The organism is Vibrio sp. 10N.261.51.F12 (genome assembly GCF_041471725.1).
Lineage (GTDB): Bacteria > Pseudomonadota > Gammaproteobacteria > Enterobacterales > Vibrionaceae > Vibrio.
This window is the reverse complement of the sequence record NZ_JBFROV010000001.1, coordinates 72,088-90,885: the sequence shown is the minus strand read 5'-3', so window position 1 is coordinate 90,885 and position 18,798 is coordinate 72,088. Positions and strand designations below refer to the sequence as shown.

The window sequence follows — 18,798 nt, the reverse complement described above, 5'->3', positions numbered from 1 at the left end:
TGGTGCCTATTAGGACAAGGTTTTAGTGATTAGAACCACAGCTTCTGTGGCAATGCCTTCTTTACGTCCTGTAAAGCCTAGTCGTTCCGTGGTGGTTGCTTTGACGTTTACGTTCTCAATATCGGTATCAAGGTCTTCTGCAATCACTTGACACATCTGTTCGATGTGCGGTGCCATTTTGGGTGCTTGGGCCATAATGGTTACGTCTGCGTTGACCAATTCATAGCCCTTTGCACGAACTTTTGCGTACACATCGCGCAACAATGCACGACTATCTGCCCCTTTCCACTCATCATCCGTGTCAGGAAAGTGACGGCCGATATCACCGGCAGCAATAGCTCCTAATAATGCATCGCAAAGCGCATGCAGGGCAACGTCACCATCAGAATGCGCCAGCAATCCTTGCTCATAAGGGACAGAAACACCACCAATGATAATCGGTCCATCACCACCAAATTTATGTACGTCAAAGCCGTGACCAATTCTCATTTGTGTTGTTCCTCTTTCAATAAGTAAAACTCTGCCAGCGCCAAGTCTTCCGGGTGCGTTACCTTGATGTTATCACCGCGCCCTTCTACCAGTACTGGTGATTGTCCTAGGCGTTCAATAGCCGACGCCTCGTCGGTTAGCGTCGCACCACTTACTAGACCATCGGTCAGCGCGGCATGTAGGCGATTCACCTCAAACAGCTGAGGAGTGAGTGCATGCCATAATCCAGAGCGATCGACGGTGTGGTCGATGCAGTTATTGTTACTGGCTCTTTTCATCGTATCTTTAACCGGTGATGCTAGAATGCCGCCGACGGTGTCTGGCATCACCTGTTCGATAAGTTTAGTAATATCATCTAAGGAGACGCAAGGTCTGGCGGCATCATGGACTAAGCACCAAGCATTCGGCGTTTGTTTTCTTGTGTAATTCACCGCAGACAGTACTGAGTCAGCTCTTTCTTTGCCACCCGAAACACGGATAACTAAAGGGTGACTCGCTATCTCAAGCTCAGGGTAATACGGGTCATGTTCACCAAGCGCGACAACCACCTTATTAATGCTAGGGTGCGCCAATAGTTTAGTAATGGTGTGTTCTAAAATTGTTTTTCCAAATATTGGCAGGTATTGCTTGGGCTTGTCCGCTAACATCCGACTACCGACACCGGCAGCAGGGACAATAGCGACGATTGGGGGATACGTTTCGCTCACTGGTTTTCCTCACCTATGATTCGATAGAAGGTTTCACCATCTTGAATCAATCCCAGTTCATGTCTTGCTCGCTCTTCGATAGCATCAAGTCCCTGACGAAGATCGTCTATTTCAGCAAACATCTCATCATTGCGAACTTGCAAATTACTGTTCACTTGTTGCTGAACCTTTATATCACTCTCAACTTGGTTGAAATCAACAACCCCATTTTTTCCAAACCACAATGTAAATTGCAGCCATGAAAAAGCTACGAGTAATACGAGAGTAAAGATACGCATAAACTGGAACATTCCACCGAAAAAATTAACCCTTTATATACCACAGTTTACACTTTGAAATAAGCGAAGACGAAGCTTGTGTTCACCTCACGGCTAAAAAGAGCAAATACTGACACAACTAGGTCGCTTGTAGTGACATTTCAGCCAGCGCATTCTTCAGCGCATTCGACATCAATACCTGTTGATCAAACTGAATACCAATCAACGAACCCCGCGCGTGTTTCTTTACGCTCACGACTTCAAACATAATTGTGCTGGGTAAAAAGCGATTTAGCTCGGACTCAATTTTCACCTTTAAGCCCTTACAGTAATCATGGGGTTGTTCGGTATACACACCGCACCCCGAAACAGAAAAGTCAACGATCGCTCCATCAATACTCGATTTGCCAAAGGAGACATTGCATACAAGTTCTAACTTGTAACGAGAGTGCTCTCTAATTGGCTTGGCAATGATTTTATCTGGTATCGATAGGTACAACTGCTTACAAAGCACCTCCGATAGCGCCAACCACTTGCATTTAAAAGCAATAACATGACCATAGCTACTGTCGGTTAACCCTCTTACCACAAGTGCTTGTCCATGTAGGCTTTCAATTAGCTCGTCGTCAACACCTAACATATCAACGACTAAAAACTGGTCGATTTTGTATCCGATCAAGGCGACGGATAATCCTTTAACCTCGCTACAACCATCAATGGACAAGCTCAGTTTCATCCCTGTCTTCAGGTATCGGTAGTAATCTTGAGATGTCGTTATAACCTGCCCCATTGACTGTCCTCCATTGACAAAAGCAATCGGGGAATTACATCGTAGTTAGTTAGTATTTGCAATCACTTAGCTCACAAGCAACAAATATAAAGGAATGTAAAAATTAATGATTGAAAATGATAATAAATATCATTAGTATTCATCCCGCCAGTTAAATAAATGGCATATCACCATCCATAACTAACAATAAAAATTTGCTTTAGCTTATAGTAAGCAAGGAAAGCCTAAAATGAAATTTGCTCCAACTACGCTTTGTAGTGCAGTGGTACTCGCACTCAGCACCTCCCCTCTTTATGCATCAGAAGAATTACCATCATCAGAGTCAAATACAGATGAAACTATGGTCGTCCATGCTCAGAGTTTTGATGACTATAAGGTAGACAGTTCGACAGGCGCGATGCGAACAGATACCACGATGTTAGAGACTCCTCAATCGGTCAGTGTCATCCCTGAAATTGTCCTAGACGAACAACTTGCAACCACCTTAGGTGAAGCGCTTCAAAACGACGCAAGTGTGACGGCTGGATCAAAAAAATGGAATAGAGAAACCTTTTCAATAAGGGGGTTTGAGCTGTCATCCACGAACGGCTATATGAGAAACGGTCATTCTTTATTTACCCATTATATGCTCCCCATTGAAACGCTTGACCGCATCGAAATAATCAAAGGGCCATCCAGTCTTTTGTACGGAAACTCAGCGCCAGGTGGCATGGTTAATATGGTGTCCAAAAAGCCAACCGCCACGCCACGAGTGAATGTTGGCGCTGATTTCGATGACCTAGGTAGTACTCGCTACCATATCGACGCATCTGGCAAGCTCAATGAGTCCGGCACACTGCGTGGCCGTACGGTTCTAGTAAAGCAAGATAGTGTGGAAAGTAGAAAATATGCCACCGGTGACAACCGTGAACGTGATCGCTTTCTTGGTTACGGCATTATAGAGGCTGATTTGTCCGACTGGGGCTTATTGTCATTAAATTACGAGAAGACTCAGGATAACGCACCTATCGATTCAGGCTCTTGGCTTGATCTTAACGGCAACAGGATTGGTGATAAAGACACGATTCGTGACGCGCACTGGTCATTCATCAATAATGATGTTGAAAACTATGGTGTAGACCTAACGCTTTATTTAAGTAGTCAGTGGGAAGCCAAACTAAGCTACAACGCTCAAGATATGAAACGTCACCGCTACGATTCAATACCCAACCCGAGTGACGACACCCTGTCAGATGGAAGCTATACCATGAGCCCATTTGATCGCTACGATAACTGGAAGACCCAAGCATTCCACGCTGATTTACATGGTAACTTTACCGCTCTGAGCGTCGATCACAAGCTCTTACTCGGCACTAACGGTCAGTTCTACGATTATTCACAGCAACGCGTAAGAGGCAGTAGTATTATCGTTCAGCCAGGAGAAAATCCGGACAACCCTGGGCTAGATTACAATAATGCCACCTCAACGTATGAGAGCAAAAATAATTTCTACGGTATTTATGCCCAAGATTTAATTACGCTTAACGACCAATGGCAAGCACTCATCGGTGGTCGATATGACTGGTATTATGCGGATGGTCAAAACCCATCGGGCGCAACAGTGAGCGGGGCAAATGATAGCCAGTCATTTTCACCAAAAGCTGGGCTAATCTTCCACCCTAGCTACAATGGTAGTATCTATGCTAACTATTCTGAGAGCTTTAATCCCGTCTCAAATGTCGTCAATGACGATAACTCAATTACCGAACGAACACCTGAAAACAGTCGTCAATATGAACTAGGGACTAAATGGGAGTTGATGGATAATCGCTTACTGCTAACGGGTGCTGTTTTTGATATTGAGAAAAAAAACATCAGTATCACAGAGAATGGCATCACGACACAAAACGGTATTCAACATCACCAAGGTGCTGAAGCGGGCGCGCAAGGTCAAATCTCAGATAAATGGTTCGTCATGGCATCCGGTATGTATTTAGACGCGAATTTTGATAAGCACGACCAGTATCAAGATAAGCGTCCTGCAAACGTACCTGAATGGAGTGGTTCCGCATGGACTCGCTACGCGATGACAGAGGCAACAGCATTAAACCTTGGCTTGTTCTACCAAGGAGAGCGCTGGGCTGATAATGCGAATACGTTAAAACTAGACGGTTATGCACGTTTCGATGCCGGTGCATCCCACAAGATTAAGAGTGATTACGTGGTATGGGACTTCCGATTTAACATTGAGAATCTATTCGACAAAGAATACATTGCCGGCACTGGCGGCGGTGGTGAGTACTCTTCAACTGGCGTAATTAACGATGTCCATTACGGTGATGAACGTCGCTTTAAACTATCAGTAAACGCAACGTTTTAATTCTACACCCTAGTTAAAGAAAGAGTGCATCTGCACTCTTTCTTATTTTTTTCATTCCAAAATAACGCACGCTGACAACCTTCATTCCAAGCAAATGTGTACCCATCCATCTCCACTGTCACTCTTCTGACATCAATACGTCACCCATCCTCCATCGTTCCTACGCCAGTTTGACACATCAGCATCATAACCTTTCAAAGACATCTAAATGGAATTGACTCAGAGGTTGCTATGAACACCACCAGCCCTTTTCGCCTGCCGCGAAAAACACCGTTCGGAATTGCAGAAAATGTTGCTGAATGGGCAACTGGACTTTCAGTCTTGGATCAGCTTTATGCACAACGACCTGTAAATTGCAGTACCGAATGTTTTTTACGTTACGCTTTGGAAACACTCGGGATTGAGTACAACATTGTCACTGGGCATAGCGCTATGATTCCGAAAACTGGAGCAACCGTGATCGTCGCAAACCATCCTCTTGGCTGTGTAGAGGGCGTAATTTTGGCGGAGTTATTATTAAGCGTCCGTAAAGACGTTAAAATCCTCGCCAATGAATTTTTAAAACTGGTGCCCGAATTAGCGTCATTGTTTATTGGCGTCGATGTCTTTGACGGCGACAGCGCTCATCAATCCAACACCCGAGCCTTAAGGCAAGCTAGCCAACATTTGGAGCAATGCGGCATCTTGTTGGTCTTCCCTGCTGGCGAAGTATCCCAGCTTGTTGATAGAAAAAACCTGCGCCTTGAAGACAAAGAGTGGAGCCGCTCCGTCAGCACTTTAATAAAAAAGAACAAAGCCACAGCCGTCCCTATCCATATTGGTGGACTCAATTCCAAACACTTTTACTTTGCGGGCAAAGTGCACCCCATGTTACGCACGGTGATGCTTGGTCGAGAACTGCTTAATAAAAAAAACAAACCCATTAACATTGCGATTGGCGACACCATTAAATACAAAGAAGTAAAAAACCTCAAGAGCCGTCAGCTGGTCAATTACCTGCGCCTCAATACCTACTTACTTGGCCGTGAACATGTCAATAAGCCACCGACCGCACTGAACCCAAGCATTGAGGTACCGATAGCGCCCGCATTGGATCTTAAGGATTTACTGAGCGACATCGAGCAACTTCCCGCAGAACATCACCTACTATCAAGTGGTGAATTTGACGTATTCTGCACTACCGCTGAGCATATCCCCTCCCTTCTACACGAGATAGGTCGAGTCAGGGAGATAAACTTTAGACAAGTAGGGGAAGGCACCGGCATGTCACTCGACATTGACCATTTTGACAAGAGTTATCACCACCTTTTTGTTTGGGATCGTGAGAGCAAGAAGCTAGTGGGAGCTTACCGTTTAGGAATGGTCGATCAACTCCTTGCTCAGTCAGATATTTCAAGCCTATATTCTCGAACACTATTTCAATACGACAAACCGTTTTTAGCAACAATGGGAAATGCGATTGAAATGGGACGTTCGGTTATCTCACAAGAGTATCAAAAAAGCATGAGTGCATTGTTGCTACTGTGGAAGGGCATTTCAGAATTCGTCTATCGTAATCCAAGTTACACACACCTATTTGGCCCAGTGAGTATTAGCAACGACTACAGCGATAGCGCTCGCCAGCTGTTGGCTGAGACCATGACGATGCACCACTATGATGAAATTGGGGCAAGTTTTGTGACGGCCTCCAACCCACCTACGCACACGAGTCACTCTCATTGGAACACCCAACTCCTCAGCGCGTTAGCTGACGTGCAGCTATTATCACGAGTCATATCAAAACTCGATAACGGGAAAGGGGTGCCGGTTCTACTCAAGCAGTACTTAGCCCTCAATGGAAAACTGGTGAGCTTTAATATCGACCCTGATTTCAATAATGCGTTGGATGGACTCATCGTGGTTGACCTAAGAGCTGTGCCAGATAAATCTCTCGCTCGCTATATGGGTAAAGATAAAGCACAACACTACCTAACCATGCATGCCGTCACTAACAAAGCTCGCTAGGCCTCGCCAGTAACAACAAAAACAAGATTTCTTTAAAAACAATGCTATACACTATTCAAAACCATACTTACATTTAGTGTATAGCATGTCTCAAAGGTGAGATTACGTGTATTCTCATCAAGTCGTACAAGTTTAAACGATAGGCATCACAGTTCTTATCAATCCGTCATGTTAGAAACGCCTACAAAACGATAACAATACCAACCCGTTTTTCAATAATAAGAAAATTCGGTTTATCTGAGTGGGATATTTGCTGTGACAGAATTAACGTACCATCAAGCTTACGGGCTGTTCCAACACTTCCCAGGCTTTCTTTCTATACGCGACGCTGACCATAAATATATTTATCTCAACGACACATTTACCGACTGGCTAAGCCAATATTCGGCGATTAACCCATTAGGGATGGATGCTTATGAATTGTCACTGCAGGTCCCTGAGAATGTCGCACAAATGCTTCAGCAATGTCACGATGCCAGCTTAGCATTTCTTGAGCATGGCGAATGTACCGCCAAAATCATTCAATTCCAAACGCCAAGCTGTACGTTCTATTACAACGTACTCAAATTCAAAATCATCATTGATCAAGAGCTGTATATTTACACCACGAGTTTTGATGTGACCGAATTGCATCAAGAGGCTAAATTTTTCGAAAAACAAGCCTACACTGATCCATTGACTAGGCTGCATAACCTTGCTTATTTAAGCTCAATTCAATGGCAAGAAGGCTTGTGCATTGCCGTTGACCTAGATAATTTCAAGCAAGTAAATGATGAAATGGGACACAGTGAAGGCGACCGAGTTCTCTCAAAATTTGCCCGCAGCTTACGCCGGGTCTTTGATAAATCCGACACGATTGTACGTTATGGCGGGGACGAATTTATTATCCTCACAAGCTCAACTGACACTGCACAATTACAGTGTTCGCTGTCCAAACTTGAGTTGTTGTTTAGCCAGCGATTTAGCCAATACAAGACCCTGTCCTATAGTGTGGGAATTTCAGCTTATCACCAAAACCTACGCACAACACTCAAACAGGCTGATAGGAACATGTATCAGAACAAACGCAAACGCAAAGCAAAACGAAACCTAGCATTGTGATTGTTGAGTTTGACGACATATGACAAGAGAACAGGCAAGCACCTTCCACCGACTGATACGCATCGAGTAAAAAAGTGCCTAATGAATCGGTGGATTAGTATTCGCTCTGCACCGGTTTTTTAACGCTAGGTAACCGAATCGAGATAACGGTCGTGATGACTAAAAAAGCAAACGAGACCCACAAACACGCGGCTAAGCCAGCCACTTGATAAATCCACCCCGACAGAATCGTGCCAATCAATCTGCCCATGGCATTGGCCATGTAGTAGAAGCCTACGTCCATAGAGACACCGTCTCCCTTGGCATAGCTAACAATCAAATAACTGTGTAAGGATGAATTAACAGCAAACACCGCACCAAAAATCAATAATCCTACAACAATGACAAGCTGTGGATGCCATGCCATCTGCACGCCTAAAGCCACGACGCCAGTAACCCCAGCTAATACCATCGCCCACCAAAACGCCGCCGCTCCGTCCGGTACTTCACCTTGAGCCTTACCAGTAATTTTAGGTGCGATGCCTTGTACAAAGCCGTAAGCAATGACCCAAAGCGCAAGAAAGCCCCCCACCCAACTATGGTTCCAACCAAATACAGACCCTAGATAGATAGGTAAGGCAACAACAAACCAAACATCGCGCGCACCAAACAAGAACATTCGAGCGGCAGAAAGAATATTAATACTTTCGGATTTAGAAAACATCTGCTTGAACTTAGGCTTCGATTTCGCTTTCCCCATATCGCCTTCTAGACTCAGGACACTGCCAATAAATACCAGCGTCAGCACCGCTGCCATCGCCAACACCGCGTACTGGAAGCCCAATAATGAAAGCAGAACACCACCAATAAAAAATCCTGCTCCTTTTAGCGCATTTTTAGATCCGGTTAATATCGCTACCCATTTATACAATGCCCCTTGTTGCTCATCTGGCACTAAGGTTTTAATCGCGCTTTTGGCACTCATTTTATTGAGATCCTTCGCGATACCAGACATGGCTTGGGCGGCCATCACCCATGGTATCGTCAGCCACGCACTTGGCACGGCGAGCATAACCAAAGCAACAATCTGCATCCCTAAGCCAATGTTCATGGTTCGGTTAAGCCCGAGCCTCGCCCCGAGCCAGCCACCAACAAGATTCGTCACCACACCGAAGAACTCATAAAAAAGAAACAATGATGCGATGGCAAGCGCGCTGTAACCCAAATCGTGGAAATACAACACAACCAGCATGCGAAGTGCACCATCTGTAATAGTAAAGTTCCAATAATTGAACGTCACCAGCATGTATTGGCGTACACTTTTACTTAGGTTAGACAGCATATTTTCTGTTCACTCAAAAAGTTGAGGCACTCGATGAGTGCCTCTTTATCTACTAGAACTTCGCAGCGAGCTGCTCGACGTATTCAATTTGGATAGGCTTAGTAAATGCCCCCGGTCGCAATGCTTGTACTTCACGACGAATGGTTTCTAAATCCCAATCAAGATCGAGCAATAAATTTGCAGCAAGAAGACCGGTACGACCCGATCCGCCCATGCAATGCATCGCAATGTTCTCTCCCGCTTCTATTGCTTGACGAAGCTCAGGCAAAATAGCATTCCACTGAGCCGTAAACTCAATGCCAGGTGCTCGGTCATCTTCAATCGGCGTTTGAAACCACTTCATACCAAGCGCACGTGCTTGTTTGCCAAGCTCCGATACACCTTTCTCCGCCATTTCTTCATTATCTAAAGCCGTTACAATGATAGTAACGCCTTGCTCTTTTAGTTGTGCTAACGACTCTTCTAACGAGGCTTCTTTTGTGCCAGGACACGGCATCAATACCAATGCCGCGTTATCTACGTTAAGTTCCCATGTTGGATGCATTATCATTACCCCGCTAGACCAACTGTACGTGCCAATTCAGCCGTGCGCGTGGCATAGCCCATTTCATTGTCATACCATGCGTAAATCTTAACCATACGAGTGCCTACAACCATCGTTGACAGTGCATCAACGATGGTTGAACGTTGATCACCCTTGTAGTCAATTGACACAAGAGGACGCTCTTCAAAGCCAAGAATACCTTTCAATTCACCTTCCGATGCTTCTTTAAGCAAAGCGTTGACTTCTTCAGCGGTTGTATCTCGTTTCACATCAAAGATAATGTCCGTCAGTGAGGCGTTAGCCAATGGCACTCGAACGGCATGTCCATTAATCTTATCTTTTAGCTCAGGGAAAATTTCAACAATAGCAGTGGCACTGCCTGTCGTCGTTGGAATCAAACTCATACCACATGCTCGCGCTCGACGAAGGTCTTTGTGTGGCGCATCCAAAATGGTTTGGGTATTAGTCAGGTCATGAATGGTAGTAAAGGCCGATTGTTCGATACCTAACTTCTCGTGAATAACTTTAACGACGGGCGCAATGCAGTTTGTGGTGCACGATGCTGCCGTCACAATACGGTGTAATGCAGGATCAAAAATATGATCATTAACACCAACCACGATATTTGCCACACCATCTTCTTTGACTGGTGCCGAAACCACCACTCGCTTAACGCCTTGCTCTAGGTATTGATTCAAGAACGAGGTTTTACGATGCACGCCCGTCGCTTCAATGACAACATCACAGTCAGACCAATCTACCGCATTAATGTCACGCTCTTGTGTTGTCGCAACGTGCTGTCCATCAATAATAAGCGTCGAGCCTTCGACGTTAACTTCGTGGTGCCAGCGCCCTTGAATAGAATCAAACTCTAAAAGGTGACCGAGTGTTTTCGCATCGCCTGCCACGTCATTAATTTTTACAAACTCAAGTTCTTGCCAATCAAACGCCGCACGCAGTGCTAAGCGACCAATTCGACCAAAACCATTAATACCTACTTTGATAGCCATAGAGTGTTCTCTTATTTCAATGTGAAGTTTGACTCGTTACCCGAAGATAACACCACTTCATTAAAGTTTAGTTGATAAGCACTTTGCAGACAGTTTGACTGCTCCAGCCCTTGAATTGTTTTGTATAACCAACTAGGAAGCCCGCTCGACAATCGGTAGAAAACGCGCTGCCCGACACGGCAGTCCGTCACAACACCGACCTGCCGCAGCATGGCCAAGTGTCTCGACACCTTCGGTTGGCTCTCTTGTAAAACCTCCACTAAGTCATTGACGCACACCTCACCTTTGGCAGAGATCCATAACAAGGTGCGGATCCGAGTTTCATCAGACATTAACTTAAAGAATTCATGTGGAAGCATACCTAATCACTTATATATGGATATGCGTATATATTAATTTTCATATTAAAATAGTCAAGGATCTTTTCATCCATTAATAAAACTTTCATAATATGCCCGCATTGTTATGCCAATCACCGACTGTCTTACCGACTCTAGCCTCTTACGCTGAGGATAATATGAAGAAAACCATCCTATTTGTTTGCCGTGGAAATTCAGCACGGTCACAGTTAGCAGAAGCTATCGTTAATCAAAGCTATTCCGAGTACTATCAAGCGTTCAGCGCGGGCAGTCACCCAAACGCAGTGGACAACCGAACACTTGAAACACTCGAGAAAGCTGGTTATCAAACAGGGACGCTGCATTCAAAGTCAATGACCGAATTCAACGGCCAACGCTTTGATTACGTCATTACACTCTGTTCTTCCGCTCACGCCGAGTGCGGCATTTTTCCAAATACCAATGAAAGCATTTTTTGGGACTTACCAACGCCAACTTCATACCAAGAGCCATTGTTTGGGGCATCTTTAGTAGACCTGCAACAAAGGATTGAATGGTTTGTCTTGGTTCATCGCGAGACAATGGGTCACGACTTTAATCCGCTCGTATTGCATAAGTGTTTATCCGATCAAACACGACTCATGATTGCATTAATGATATTTACGGAAGTAGAGTTGAGCGTGGGTGAGATATGTGAAGCATTGCAAGAATCGCAACCAAAAATATCCAGGGCTCTCGCCGTTCTTAGGCAATGTGGCCTTGTCGTTGACAGACGTAAAGGTCAATGGGCGTTCTATTCCATTTCACCCTCACTTCCAGATTGGGCTATCGCGATTTTTAACGCCTCAGTCTCCAGCATGGCGCCTCAATTGATCGCAGCCAATCAGTTACTGAACCGAGTCACAACTAGACCGCATCGCCATGAACACACAAAACCTAGAGTGACAAACGGTTAAATTTTAGCCATTTCGTTTCCACTAGCCAAAAGAAGAATGTTGTAACCCAACAATTAATTCTGAAAAAAAGTTACAAGATATTGAAGATTCATCCAATTTATTTATTTTGATCTAAAAATTAAATATTAAGCGTCGAAACCTTGCTCTAAAACAAGTTATGTATCGTGAATTTTGATCAATTAGGTGGTAGAATCCGCCCCGAAAAGAAAATAAATTACGAAATAATTGTTTATTTTTGTGCAATATCACCATGATATAGTGGTTTGCATCACAGAATTCCAGGCTAGAAAGCGCCTCAACTGGTCATAAAATGACTAAATGTATTGAAAGGCTTTCACATCAAGAAGACGAAAAGCTGGATAAATATTTGATAGCTCACGTGAATTATTGTGGGCATCGCTAGCCTTCTTGATGGACTACACTAACTTTGAAATTGTAAATATTACTTACCGGAGAGTATCTTCCATGAAAAAGACCAAAATCGTATGTACGATTGGCCCTAAAACTGAGTCTGTAGAGAAACTGACTGAACTAGTGAACGCTGGTATGAACGTAATGCGTTTAAACTTCTCTCACGGTAACTTTGAAGAGCACTCAGCGCGTATCGTTAACTTCCGTGAAGTGATGGCGAACGTAGGCAAGCAACTTGCTATCTTGCTTGATACTAAGGGTCCTGAAATCCGTACTATCAAACTAGAAGGCGGCAATGACGTTGATCTAGTCGCTGGTCAAGAATTCACTTTCACTACTGATGCTGCAGTTGTTGGTAATAAAGACATCGTTGCAGTGACTTACCTTGGTTTTGCTAAAGACCTAACTGCAGGTAACACTATCCTAGTTGATGACGGTCTTATCGAAATGGAAGTTATTTCTACTTCTGAGACTGAAGTAAAATGTAAAGTACTAAACAACGGCGCACTAGGCGAAAACAAAGGTGTTAACCTTCCTGGCGTTTCTGTGAAGCTACCTGCACTGTCTGAAAAAGACAAAGCTGACCTTAAATTTGGTTGTGAGCAAGGCGTTGATTTCGTTGCTGCTTCTTTCATCCGTAAAGAAGAAGACGTAAAAGAAATCCGTGAATTGCTAAACGCAAACGGCGGCGAAAACATCCACATCATCTCAAAAATTGAGAACCAAGAAGGTGTTGATAACTTCGATGCAATTCTTGAAGCTTCTGACGGCATCATGGTTGCTCGTGGCGATCTAGGTGTTGAAATCCCAGCTGAAGAAGTAATCTTCGCTCAGAAAATGATGATCGAGAAATGTAACCGTGCACGTAAAGTTGTTATCACTGCAACTCAAATGCTTGATTCTATGATTCAAAACCCACGTCCAACTCGCGCAGAAGCGGGTGACGTTGCGAATGCAATCATGGATGGTACAGATGCAGTTATGCTTTCTGGTGAAACTGCGAAGGGTAAATACCCAGTTGAAGCTGTGACTATCATGGCTCAAATCGCTAACCGTACTGACGGTGCACTGAAAGCAGAACTAGGTTCTCGTCTAGATAGCCCACGCCTACGTATCACTGAAGCAGTATGTAAAGGTGCAGTAGACACAGCTGAGAAACTGGCTGCTCCACTGATCATCGTTGCAACAGACGGCGGTAAATCTGCACGTTCTGTACGTAAGTATTTTCCTACAGCAAGCATCGTAGCACTTACTACTAATCCAAAAACAGCGGCTCAACTTGTATTAACAAAAGGCGTTCGTCCTGTTCTTGTTGATTCAATTGATAGCACTGACGCATTCTACAAAAACGGTAAAGAGTACGCTCTAAACTCTGGTTTTGGTAAGAAAGGCGACATCGTTGTTATGGTTTCTGGTGCACTTGTTGCTTCAGGCACGACTAACACAGCTTCTGTACACGTACTATAATTACGACGTTACATAAGCAACATCTATAAAAAGAGGGCCTAGGCCCTCTTTTTTTTATAATTTTTCTTGCCCAACATTTCAACTCACTGTACTATCCATGCCAATTTACAATATGGCATACCGCCTATTGTTTTAAACGAGTCATTCACTAGGTAATGAGGTGTGTTGTGTCGAGCCCAACGTTGACGGACAAAGTCGCAAAAGACATTTGTCAGGATATTCTCTCGGGAGAATTGAAGCCAAACCAAAAGTTGGTGGTATCAGAACTCAAACAAAAATATAACGTCGGTGCGTCTCCTATCAGAGAAGCATTAATACAACTTTCGTGGATTAAATACGTTAAGTTAGAACCTCAAAAAGGCTGTTGGGTTGCCCCTATCTCCAAGGCTGAACTTTATGACCTACACGAAAGCCTAAATGTTGTCGCCTCAGTGTTACTGGAAAAGTCGATTAAGGAAGGGAGTGAGAATTGGGAACTCAGTATTCTCACCGAGTTTCACAAGCTGTCTCGCTTTAAATTTCAAGCAGAAAGCTTTGATTGGCAAGAATGGGAGGCACGCCAAGAAGCCTTTTATCTTGCACTGTTTAGTGGTTGTTTTTCAAAAAATATGCAGGAATTTTTACACGATATAATTCGTCAGATAAAACGATATCGTCAAATATCCTTAAACTATTCACCGAGAGGGTTTGATGAAACTTTTCGATTGGATGAGCATGAAAAAATAATGAAGCTGACACTCGACAAAGACCTAGACGCCGCAAAGCTTCAATTATCCGACTTCATCACCGCGATGATTAAAGAGATAGAGCCTCAAGTTGATGCCATAGAGATGGCATAAAAAATCGGGGCTCGCCCCGATTTTTTACCACCCAAAGAATTCTTTATGGTGCGTATTTAGCAGTAAAACCATAGGCAAAAAGTATAATGCGCTGAGTTGAATTCCTAGGATCACCAGCGTGCCTATCGTTAACCTAACAAGAAAGTGGGTACTCATATTCTATCTCCGAGCCCAAACATATGATTAATCTAAAAAAATCCTTGTGAAACGATTAACTTCCTATCAATATCAGCGGGCAACTACAAATTTTAAAGTGTGACAAATCTCAAAGAAACGATAGTTTACTTACATTCTGTTACAGGTCAAGTTTTAACCTGCATTAGACTAAAGTCTAATGCAGTAGCACGAATTTTCCACCATTAAAATAAATGGTGTCGTTTATAGTTCTCGTTTGTTTACTGATTCTCAGATACAAGAAAGCCAGTCGCAAATGCAACTGGCTTACCTATTCATCACTGACACATTTTAATAGGGGCTCGCCCATATAGCGCCGTGATTAAAACTCGATATTACGGCCAAAGTTCATCGGCCACTCTGTTGGATTTTTCTTACCTTCACGAATATAACGACATTCGGCAAGCCAAACTAACATTTCCCAACCAAATGCAGCCGTCAACAATGCATCTTTTTCATCACTGTTTTTCTGGGGCGCAAATTCAGCGATATCAGCACCGACAAGGTTAATACGCTTTGTAGCTCGTAACTTACGGAAGATATCGTAGTACATGCGCGCTGACACACCAAATGGATCAGGGCTTGAGTTTGCACTGTGATCAAGAAGATCAAGACCATCTAAATCGAACGTTAGGTAGACTGGACGACCATCACCTTGTTTTTCTAAGATTTGCTCAACAATATAATCAATGCCTAGGTCATAAATCTCATCCGCTAAGAAGAAGTTACCACCGATCGCTTTTGCTTTACCTTGTTGGGAAGCACACCAGCGGCCACGCATTCCCATGCTGACGCTTGTTTGTGGATCAATAGCACCTTCAGACGCTAAACGGCAATACCAGTTGCCTGAATACGATTCATAATCAAAATCCGCACGAGTCAACAGGTCAAAGTGACCATCGATATGAAGAAGCGAGATTGGACCATGAACTTTTGCTAGTGCGGCAGGACCAGGGTAAGCAACCGTATGATCACCACCGAAGAAAAATGGCGTACAGCCATGGTTAATCACCATGTCATCAACCACTTTTTGCGCACTACGCATCTCTTCATCAAGATTAAAATGACCTAAGCCATCCCAGTTACCGTGATCGATGATATTACACAGTTCAAACGGCATTGTGCCATCTTGGTGGATAAGACCCATGCCCGTTTTAGACGCATCACGAATCGCACCTGGACCAAATTTATGACCACCAGCATTCGGTGAGCACTTATCCATTGTTAAGCCGTACATCACTATGTCTGCATTTTCGAAGTTGTTCACATACGGAGCACCAAACGCACCGACGTGCTCTTTACCGAGCAAGCTGAACGCCTCAACACCCTGCGCGGCCATGCGCTGCTGCATAGGAGCAATATCATCGTTGATGTAAAAATCAGCGTCAGATTTATTCCAATAGATATCTTTGTAAAGGTCTAGGTTTTCTTGAGAAATTTCTACACGTTTCGGCTTAAACATGGACGAGCCCTCTATTGATTAATTAGGTGAATAACCTCACCTCAAGCTATGCGAAAATTATAATTGCTACTCTCATAAATGCTTATTACACTTCAGGACATGAAGCTTACATTTTCGGACAAGTCGCATGACCTCATTAAATCAACAGCATTTCTTTAACGCGATCTTGGGTTACTGGGAGAGCATTGTCCGTCAGGAATCGGCAGCGCCGGTTGACCTTGCTGGTTTTTTACGTAAGGCGGGGATTATTCGCATTACACAAGGACAATATCAAACCATACAGGCTACCCAGATTCATACGCTAATGGCACTCACGGTAGACCAGCTGCACATTGATGGCTTGGGGTTGCGTATTGCAAAGCGTTTGAAACTGCAAGATATGGGGGCATGGGGCTATGCGATGGTCAGCTGTCAAAACCTGAAGCAGCTACTCGATACAGGTTTACAATTCTCTTATATTACAAAAGACTATGTCGACATACATATTGGCTATGACAGCGAGTACGCCTACATAACGGCTGAGGACCGCTCTTATGGAAAATCCACTCAGCATTACACGATTGAAGACGCGATCTGCCATTACTACCTCGGCATCGAGCGTTTTTTAGAACAAGACTTTAATCGTAAACACATCCAGGTTGATTTTGCCTACCCCGCCCCTCATTACGCATCGTTATACCGCAACATTTTCACTGACAATCTGAATTTTAATGCACCAAAAAACCAGCTTCGTTTTCCCGTCGAGTGGATAAGCTCGGCCATTTCGATGAATCCGGCGTTAATTGCACACGTCGCAACGCTACAAAGCCAAACCCTCATTGATGACTCAACTGTACACCCTATTAGCTACCAGATTAGGGTTAAGTTACTGACTCAGTTGAAGTATGGCTTACCTACGATGGAATCCATGGCGAGCGAAATGAACACCACCAGCCGAACGCTCAGACGCAAACTTCTAGAAGAAGGCACGACTTATAAGCACCTCGTTCTCGACACTCGAATGCAGGTTGCAAGAGACTATCTGCTCAATACTCGTTTGAATACCACTGAGATTGCCGACCTCCTCAGCTATCATTCTGCCCCCCCCTTCTTTAGAGCATTTCAACGTTATTACGGTGTAAGTCCGCATCAATACCGTATTGAGTCGCCTCGCTAGCGTACGGTTTAAGTTTAGTGTTAGGAGATAAGTATCAGCTTTGGGTTAAATAGTATTAGCTTTACGTTAAGTAGTATTTAATTGGAGCAGGCATAAAAAAACCCAGTCCGAGGACTGGGTTAAAATCACGTGCGTATGATTTTCAATTAGTGACAGTAGCGAACCAAATACAATTAATTACGGATAGTTTCAGCCGCGCGTTCAGCGCCAACTTTTTCTGCCCATTTCGCGTTCAATGTCGCAATATCTGTACCTGAACGCTCTAGGAATGACTTAAAACCAACCCAGTGTGAATCCATAACTTGGTGAGTATCAGTAGACTCAGCCATTGCTTTTAGACCCCACTCATCTGGGATGTAAACTTCGTTGAAGCCTTTACGTGGGCGGTTTGCTTTTTGTGCTTTCACAAACGCATCACTCTTACGCTTCACTTCTTCGATAGGACCAAAGTGGCTTGGGTCAATCACTAGGATGTAAGAACCGCCTACTGGACACGGTGCATTTTCCATTGTGAAGAAATCACTTGGGATTGCAGGAAGCTCAGGTGCGATCGTGCCTTTCGGGTTGATGATCGCGGTCATGACTTCGTTCCAGATATTGATAGAGTAAAGACGAGGCGTTAGGAACGTCCAAGGTGCTTTACAGTCAGCAACACGGCCGTAACCTTCAATTAGAGAGCCCCATTTACGAGCATCAGCAGTCAGTTCACCTGTATCTTGGTCAACAAGCGCTGCAACGTGCAGGTCACGGTCGTTGACGATAGCATCACAGATGTGAGAGTCGTAACCTTCACCGATCATGATAGACGTCACTAGAGGCAGCTCATCACCACCGACACAAGCCGCATCGAACGGAGGGCAAGACATGGTTGGATCCATACCACCAAACGGCGCGTTTAGAGGAACAGAGTTGTTTGAAGACATAGCGAACATGCCTTCTTTCATTGCCATCTGTGTGTAGTTTGAGAAGTTGCCGCCGTCACAGTGGTCGTAACCAAATACAATAGAGATACCGTGCTTACGTGCTTTCTCAATAGCGGTTTGTGCCATTAGTGTACACGCATAGTGACCAGAGGACTTCTTACCATCATAAACCGCCCACGTATCGCCTTCAGACTCGATAACTGGCGTTGTTGACGGATCTAAAATACCCGCTTCATATGGAATGGTTACCGCTTCAATAACACCGAGACCTTGGTGCAGCTTACCTTGTAGGCCACCAACAAGCAGGTTGTGCGCCAGAATATCAGCGTGCTCCTGAGTTGAACCAATATGTTTCCATGATTCAGAAACGATGAACGAGAAGTACTCGTTGTCAAAAGTGGTAGTCGGGCTTGGTACATTAGCCATGGTAAAGTCCTCTATCAGTAGGGATATGTTCTATTAAGACTGCCGCTACTTTAGCGGATTTTTC

The 18,798-nt window shown here is 44.2% G+C and carries 17 protein-coding genes; 7 read left to right on the top strand and 10 right to left on the bottom strand.

Annotated elements, in window-relative coordinates; all coding sequences use genetic code 11:
* Positions 1 to 9: 9 nt before the first annotated feature.
* The 4 genes from ispF to AB4405_RS00425 form a co-directional block, all read right to left on the bottom strand.
* Positions 10 to 489 carry a 2-C-methyl-D-erythritol 2,4-cyclodiphosphate synthase gene (gene ispF / locus AB4405_RS00440; protein WP_372059192.1) on the bottom strand — a complete coding sequence of 160 codons (480 nt, stop codon included), beginning with the start codon at positions 487 to 489 and terminating at the stop codon, positions 10 to 12.
* The gene (ispD, locus tag AB4405_RS00435) at positions 486 to 1,196 is read right to left on the bottom strand and encodes a 2-C-methyl-D-erythritol 4-phosphate cytidylyltransferase (RefSeq protein ID WP_372059191.1); all 711 of its coding nucleotides are present in this window, start codon (positions 1,194 to 1,196) and stop codon (positions 486 to 488) included. Before ispD ends, ispF begins: the two co-directional genes overlap by 4 nt.
* Positions 1,193 to 1,474 carry a cell division protein FtsB gene (gene ftsB / locus AB4405_RS00430; RefSeq protein WP_102468292.1) on the bottom strand — a complete coding sequence of 94 codons (282 nt, stop codon included), beginning with the start codon at positions 1,472 to 1,474 and terminating at the stop codon, positions 1,193 to 1,195. The genes ispD and ftsB overlap by 4 nt, the downstream gene beginning before the upstream one ends.
* A 118-nt stretch (positions 1,475 to 1,592) precedes the next feature.
* Positions 1,593 to 2,243 carry a PilZ domain-containing protein gene (locus AB4405_RS00425; protein ID WP_372059190.1) on the bottom strand — a complete coding sequence of 217 codons (651 nt, stop codon included), beginning with the start codon at positions 2,241 to 2,243 and terminating at the stop codon, positions 1,593 to 1,595.
* A gap of 229 nt (positions 2,244 to 2,472) precedes the next feature.
* Between AB4405_RS00425 and AB4405_RS00420 the strand changes: the two genes are divergently transcribed.
* The 3 genes from AB4405_RS00420 to AB4405_RS00410 all read left to right on the top strand — a co-directional run bounded on the left by AB4405_RS00420 (position 2,473) and on the right by AB4405_RS00410 (position 7,707).
* Positions 2,473 to 4,602, top strand: a complete 2,130-nt coding sequence (locus AB4405_RS00420) for a TonB-dependent siderophore receptor (protein WP_372059189.1) — start codon at positions 2,473 to 2,475, stop codon at positions 4,600 to 4,602.
* A 231-nt stretch (positions 4,603 to 4,833) separates the two neighbouring features.
* Positions 4,834 to 6,606 carry a lysophospholipid acyltransferase family protein gene (locus tag AB4405_RS00415; protein WP_372059188.1) on the top strand — a complete coding sequence of 591 codons (1,773 nt, stop codon included), beginning with the start codon at positions 4,834 to 4,836 and terminating at the stop codon, positions 6,604 to 6,606.
* Between the two features lie 255 nt (positions 6,607 to 6,861).
* Positions 6,862 to 7,707: a GGDEF domain-containing protein gene (locus AB4405_RS00410; RefSeq protein WP_372059187.1), complete on the top strand. Its 846-nt coding sequence runs from the start codon at positions 6,862 to 6,864 to the stop codon at positions 7,705 to 7,707.
* Positions 7,708 to 7,801: 94 nt separating this feature from the next.
* Here the strand turns inward: AB4405_RS00410 and arsJ are convergent, their stop codons facing one another.
* From arsJ to AB4405_RS00390, 4 genes are read right to left on the bottom strand one after another with little or no spacing between them, the layout of a single operon-like run.
* Positions 7,802 to 9,028, bottom strand: coding sequence for an organoarsenical effux MFS transporter ArsJ (arsJ, locus tag AB4405_RS00405; RefSeq protein ID WP_372059186.1), 1,227 nt, complete (start codon positions 9,026 to 9,028; stop codon positions 7,802 to 7,804).
* Between the two features lie 52 nt (positions 9,029 to 9,080).
* On the bottom strand, positions 9,081 to 9,578 hold the full coding sequence (locus tag AB4405_RS00400; RefSeq protein WP_372059185.1) for a phosphatase: 498 nt from the start codon (positions 9,576 to 9,578) through the stop codon (positions 9,081 to 9,083).
* Positions 9,578 to 10,582: an ArsJ-associated glyceraldehyde-3-phosphate dehydrogenase gene (locus AB4405_RS00395; RefSeq protein WP_102468286.1), complete on the bottom strand. Its 1,005-nt coding sequence runs from the start codon at positions 10,580 to 10,582 to the stop codon at positions 9,578 to 9,580. The genes AB4405_RS00400 and AB4405_RS00395 overlap by 1 nt, the downstream gene beginning before the upstream one ends.
* Positions 10,583 to 10,593: 11 nt before the next feature.
* Complete coding sequence (locus tag AB4405_RS00390) at positions 10,594 to 10,941, bottom strand: metalloregulator ArsR/SmtB family transcription factor (protein WP_372059184.1); 348 nt, start codon at positions 10,939 to 10,941, stop codon at positions 10,594 to 10,596.
* Between the two features lie 158 nt (positions 10,942 to 11,099).
* Between AB4405_RS00390 and AB4405_RS00385 the strand changes: the two genes are divergently transcribed.
* The 3 genes from AB4405_RS00385 (at position 11,100) to AB4405_RS00375 (ending at position 14,593) form a co-directional block, all read left to right on the top strand.
* Entirely contained in the window at positions 11,100 to 11,876 is a 777-nt protein-coding gene (locus AB4405_RS00385; protein WP_372059183.1) for a metalloregulator ArsR/SmtB family transcription factor, read from the top strand.
* Between the two features lie 465 nt (positions 11,877 to 12,341).
* Positions 12,342 to 13,754, top strand: coding sequence for a pyruvate kinase PykF (pykF, locus tag AB4405_RS00380; protein WP_102468283.1), 1,413 nt, complete (start codon positions 12,342 to 12,344; stop codon positions 13,752 to 13,754).
* 155 nt (positions 13,755 to 13,909) lie between these two features.
* Positions 13,910 to 14,593 carry a GntR family transcriptional regulator gene (locus AB4405_RS00375; protein WP_372059181.1) on the top strand — a complete coding sequence of 228 codons (684 nt, stop codon included), beginning with the start codon at positions 13,910 to 13,912 and terminating at the stop codon, positions 14,591 to 14,593.
* 496 nt (positions 14,594 to 15,089) lie between these two features.
* Here the strand turns inward: AB4405_RS00375 and AB4405_RS00370 are convergent, their stop codons facing one another.
* Positions 15,090 to 16,229, bottom strand: a complete 1,140-nt coding sequence (locus AB4405_RS00370) for an arginase family protein (protein WP_372059179.1) — start codon at positions 16,227 to 16,229, stop codon at positions 15,090 to 15,092.
* A gap of 127 nt (positions 16,230 to 16,356) precedes the next feature.
* Here AB4405_RS00370 and AB4405_RS00365 point away from each other — a divergent pair, with 127 nt between their 5' ends.
* Entirely contained in the window at positions 16,357 to 17,385 is a 1,029-nt protein-coding gene (locus AB4405_RS00365; protein WP_102468280.1) for an AraC family transcriptional regulator, read from the top strand.
* Positions 17,386 to 17,558: 173 nt separating this feature from the next.
* Here the strand turns inward: AB4405_RS00365 and AB4405_RS00360 are convergent, their stop codons facing one another.
* Complete coding sequence (locus AB4405_RS00360) at positions 17,559 to 18,734, bottom strand: Ldh family oxidoreductase (RefSeq protein ID WP_372059178.1); 1,176 nt, start codon at positions 18,732 to 18,734, stop codon at positions 17,559 to 17,561.
* Positions 18,735 to 18,798 lie beyond the last annotated feature (64 nt).

What these genes read in the sequence shown, in the direction of transcription:
- ispF (WP_372059192.1), bottom strand. Translation starts at nt 489, where the DNA reads ATGAGAATTGGTCACGGCTTTGACGTACATAAATTTGGTGGTGATGGA.
- ftsB (WP_102468292.1), bottom strand. Translation starts at nt 1,474, where the DNA reads ATGCGTATCTTTACTCTCGTATTACTCGTAGCTTTTTCATGGCTGCAA.
- AB4405_RS00425 (WP_372059190.1), bottom strand. Translation starts at nt 2,243, where the DNA reads ATGGGGCAGGTTATAACGACATCTCAAGATTACTACCGATACCTGAAG.
- AB4405_RS00420 (WP_372059189.1), top strand. Translation starts at nt 2,473, where the DNA reads ATGAAATTTGCTCCAACTACGCTTTGTAGTGCAGTGGTACTCGCACTC.
- AB4405_RS00415 (WP_372059188.1), top strand. Translation starts at nt 4,834, where the DNA reads ATGAACACCACCAGCCCTTTTCGCCTGCCGCGAAAAACACCGTTCGGA.
- arsJ (WP_372059186.1), bottom strand. Translation starts at nt 9,028, where the DNA reads ATGCTGTCTAACCTAAGTAAAAGTGTACGCCAATACATGCTGGTGACG.
- AB4405_RS00400 (WP_372059185.1), bottom strand. Translation starts at nt 9,578, where the DNA reads ATGATAATGCATCCAACATGGGAACTTAACGTAGATAACGCGGCATTG.
- AB4405_RS00395 (WP_102468286.1), bottom strand. Translation starts at nt 10,582, where the DNA reads ATGGCTATCAAAGTAGGTATTAATGGTTTTGGTCGAATTGGTCGCTTA.
- AB4405_RS00390 (WP_372059184.1), bottom strand. Translation starts at nt 10,941, where the DNA reads ATGCTTCCACATGAATTCTTTAAGTTAATGTCTGATGAAACTCGGATC.
- AB4405_RS00385 (WP_372059183.1), top strand. Translation starts at nt 11,100, where the DNA reads ATGAAGAAAACCATCCTATTTGTTTGCCGTGGAAATTCAGCACGGTCA.
- pykF (WP_102468283.1), top strand. Translation starts at nt 12,342, where the DNA reads ATGAAAAAGACCAAAATCGTATGTACGATTGGCCCTAAAACTGAGTCT.
- AB4405_RS00375 (WP_372059181.1), top strand. Translation starts at nt 13,910, where the DNA reads ATGAGGTGTGTTGTGTCGAGCCCAACGTTGACGGACAAAGTCGCAAAA.
- AB4405_RS00370 (WP_372059179.1), bottom strand. Translation starts at nt 16,229, where the DNA reads ATGTTTAAGCCGAAACGTGTAGAAATTTCTCAAGAAAACCTAGACCTT.
- AB4405_RS00365 (WP_102468280.1), top strand. Translation starts at nt 16,357, where the DNA reads ATGACCTCATTAAATCAACAGCATTTCTTTAACGCGATCTTGGGTTAC.
- AB4405_RS00360 (WP_372059178.1), bottom strand. Translation starts at nt 18,734, where the DNA reads ATGGCTAATGTACCAAGCCCGACTACCACTTTTGACAACGAGTACTTC.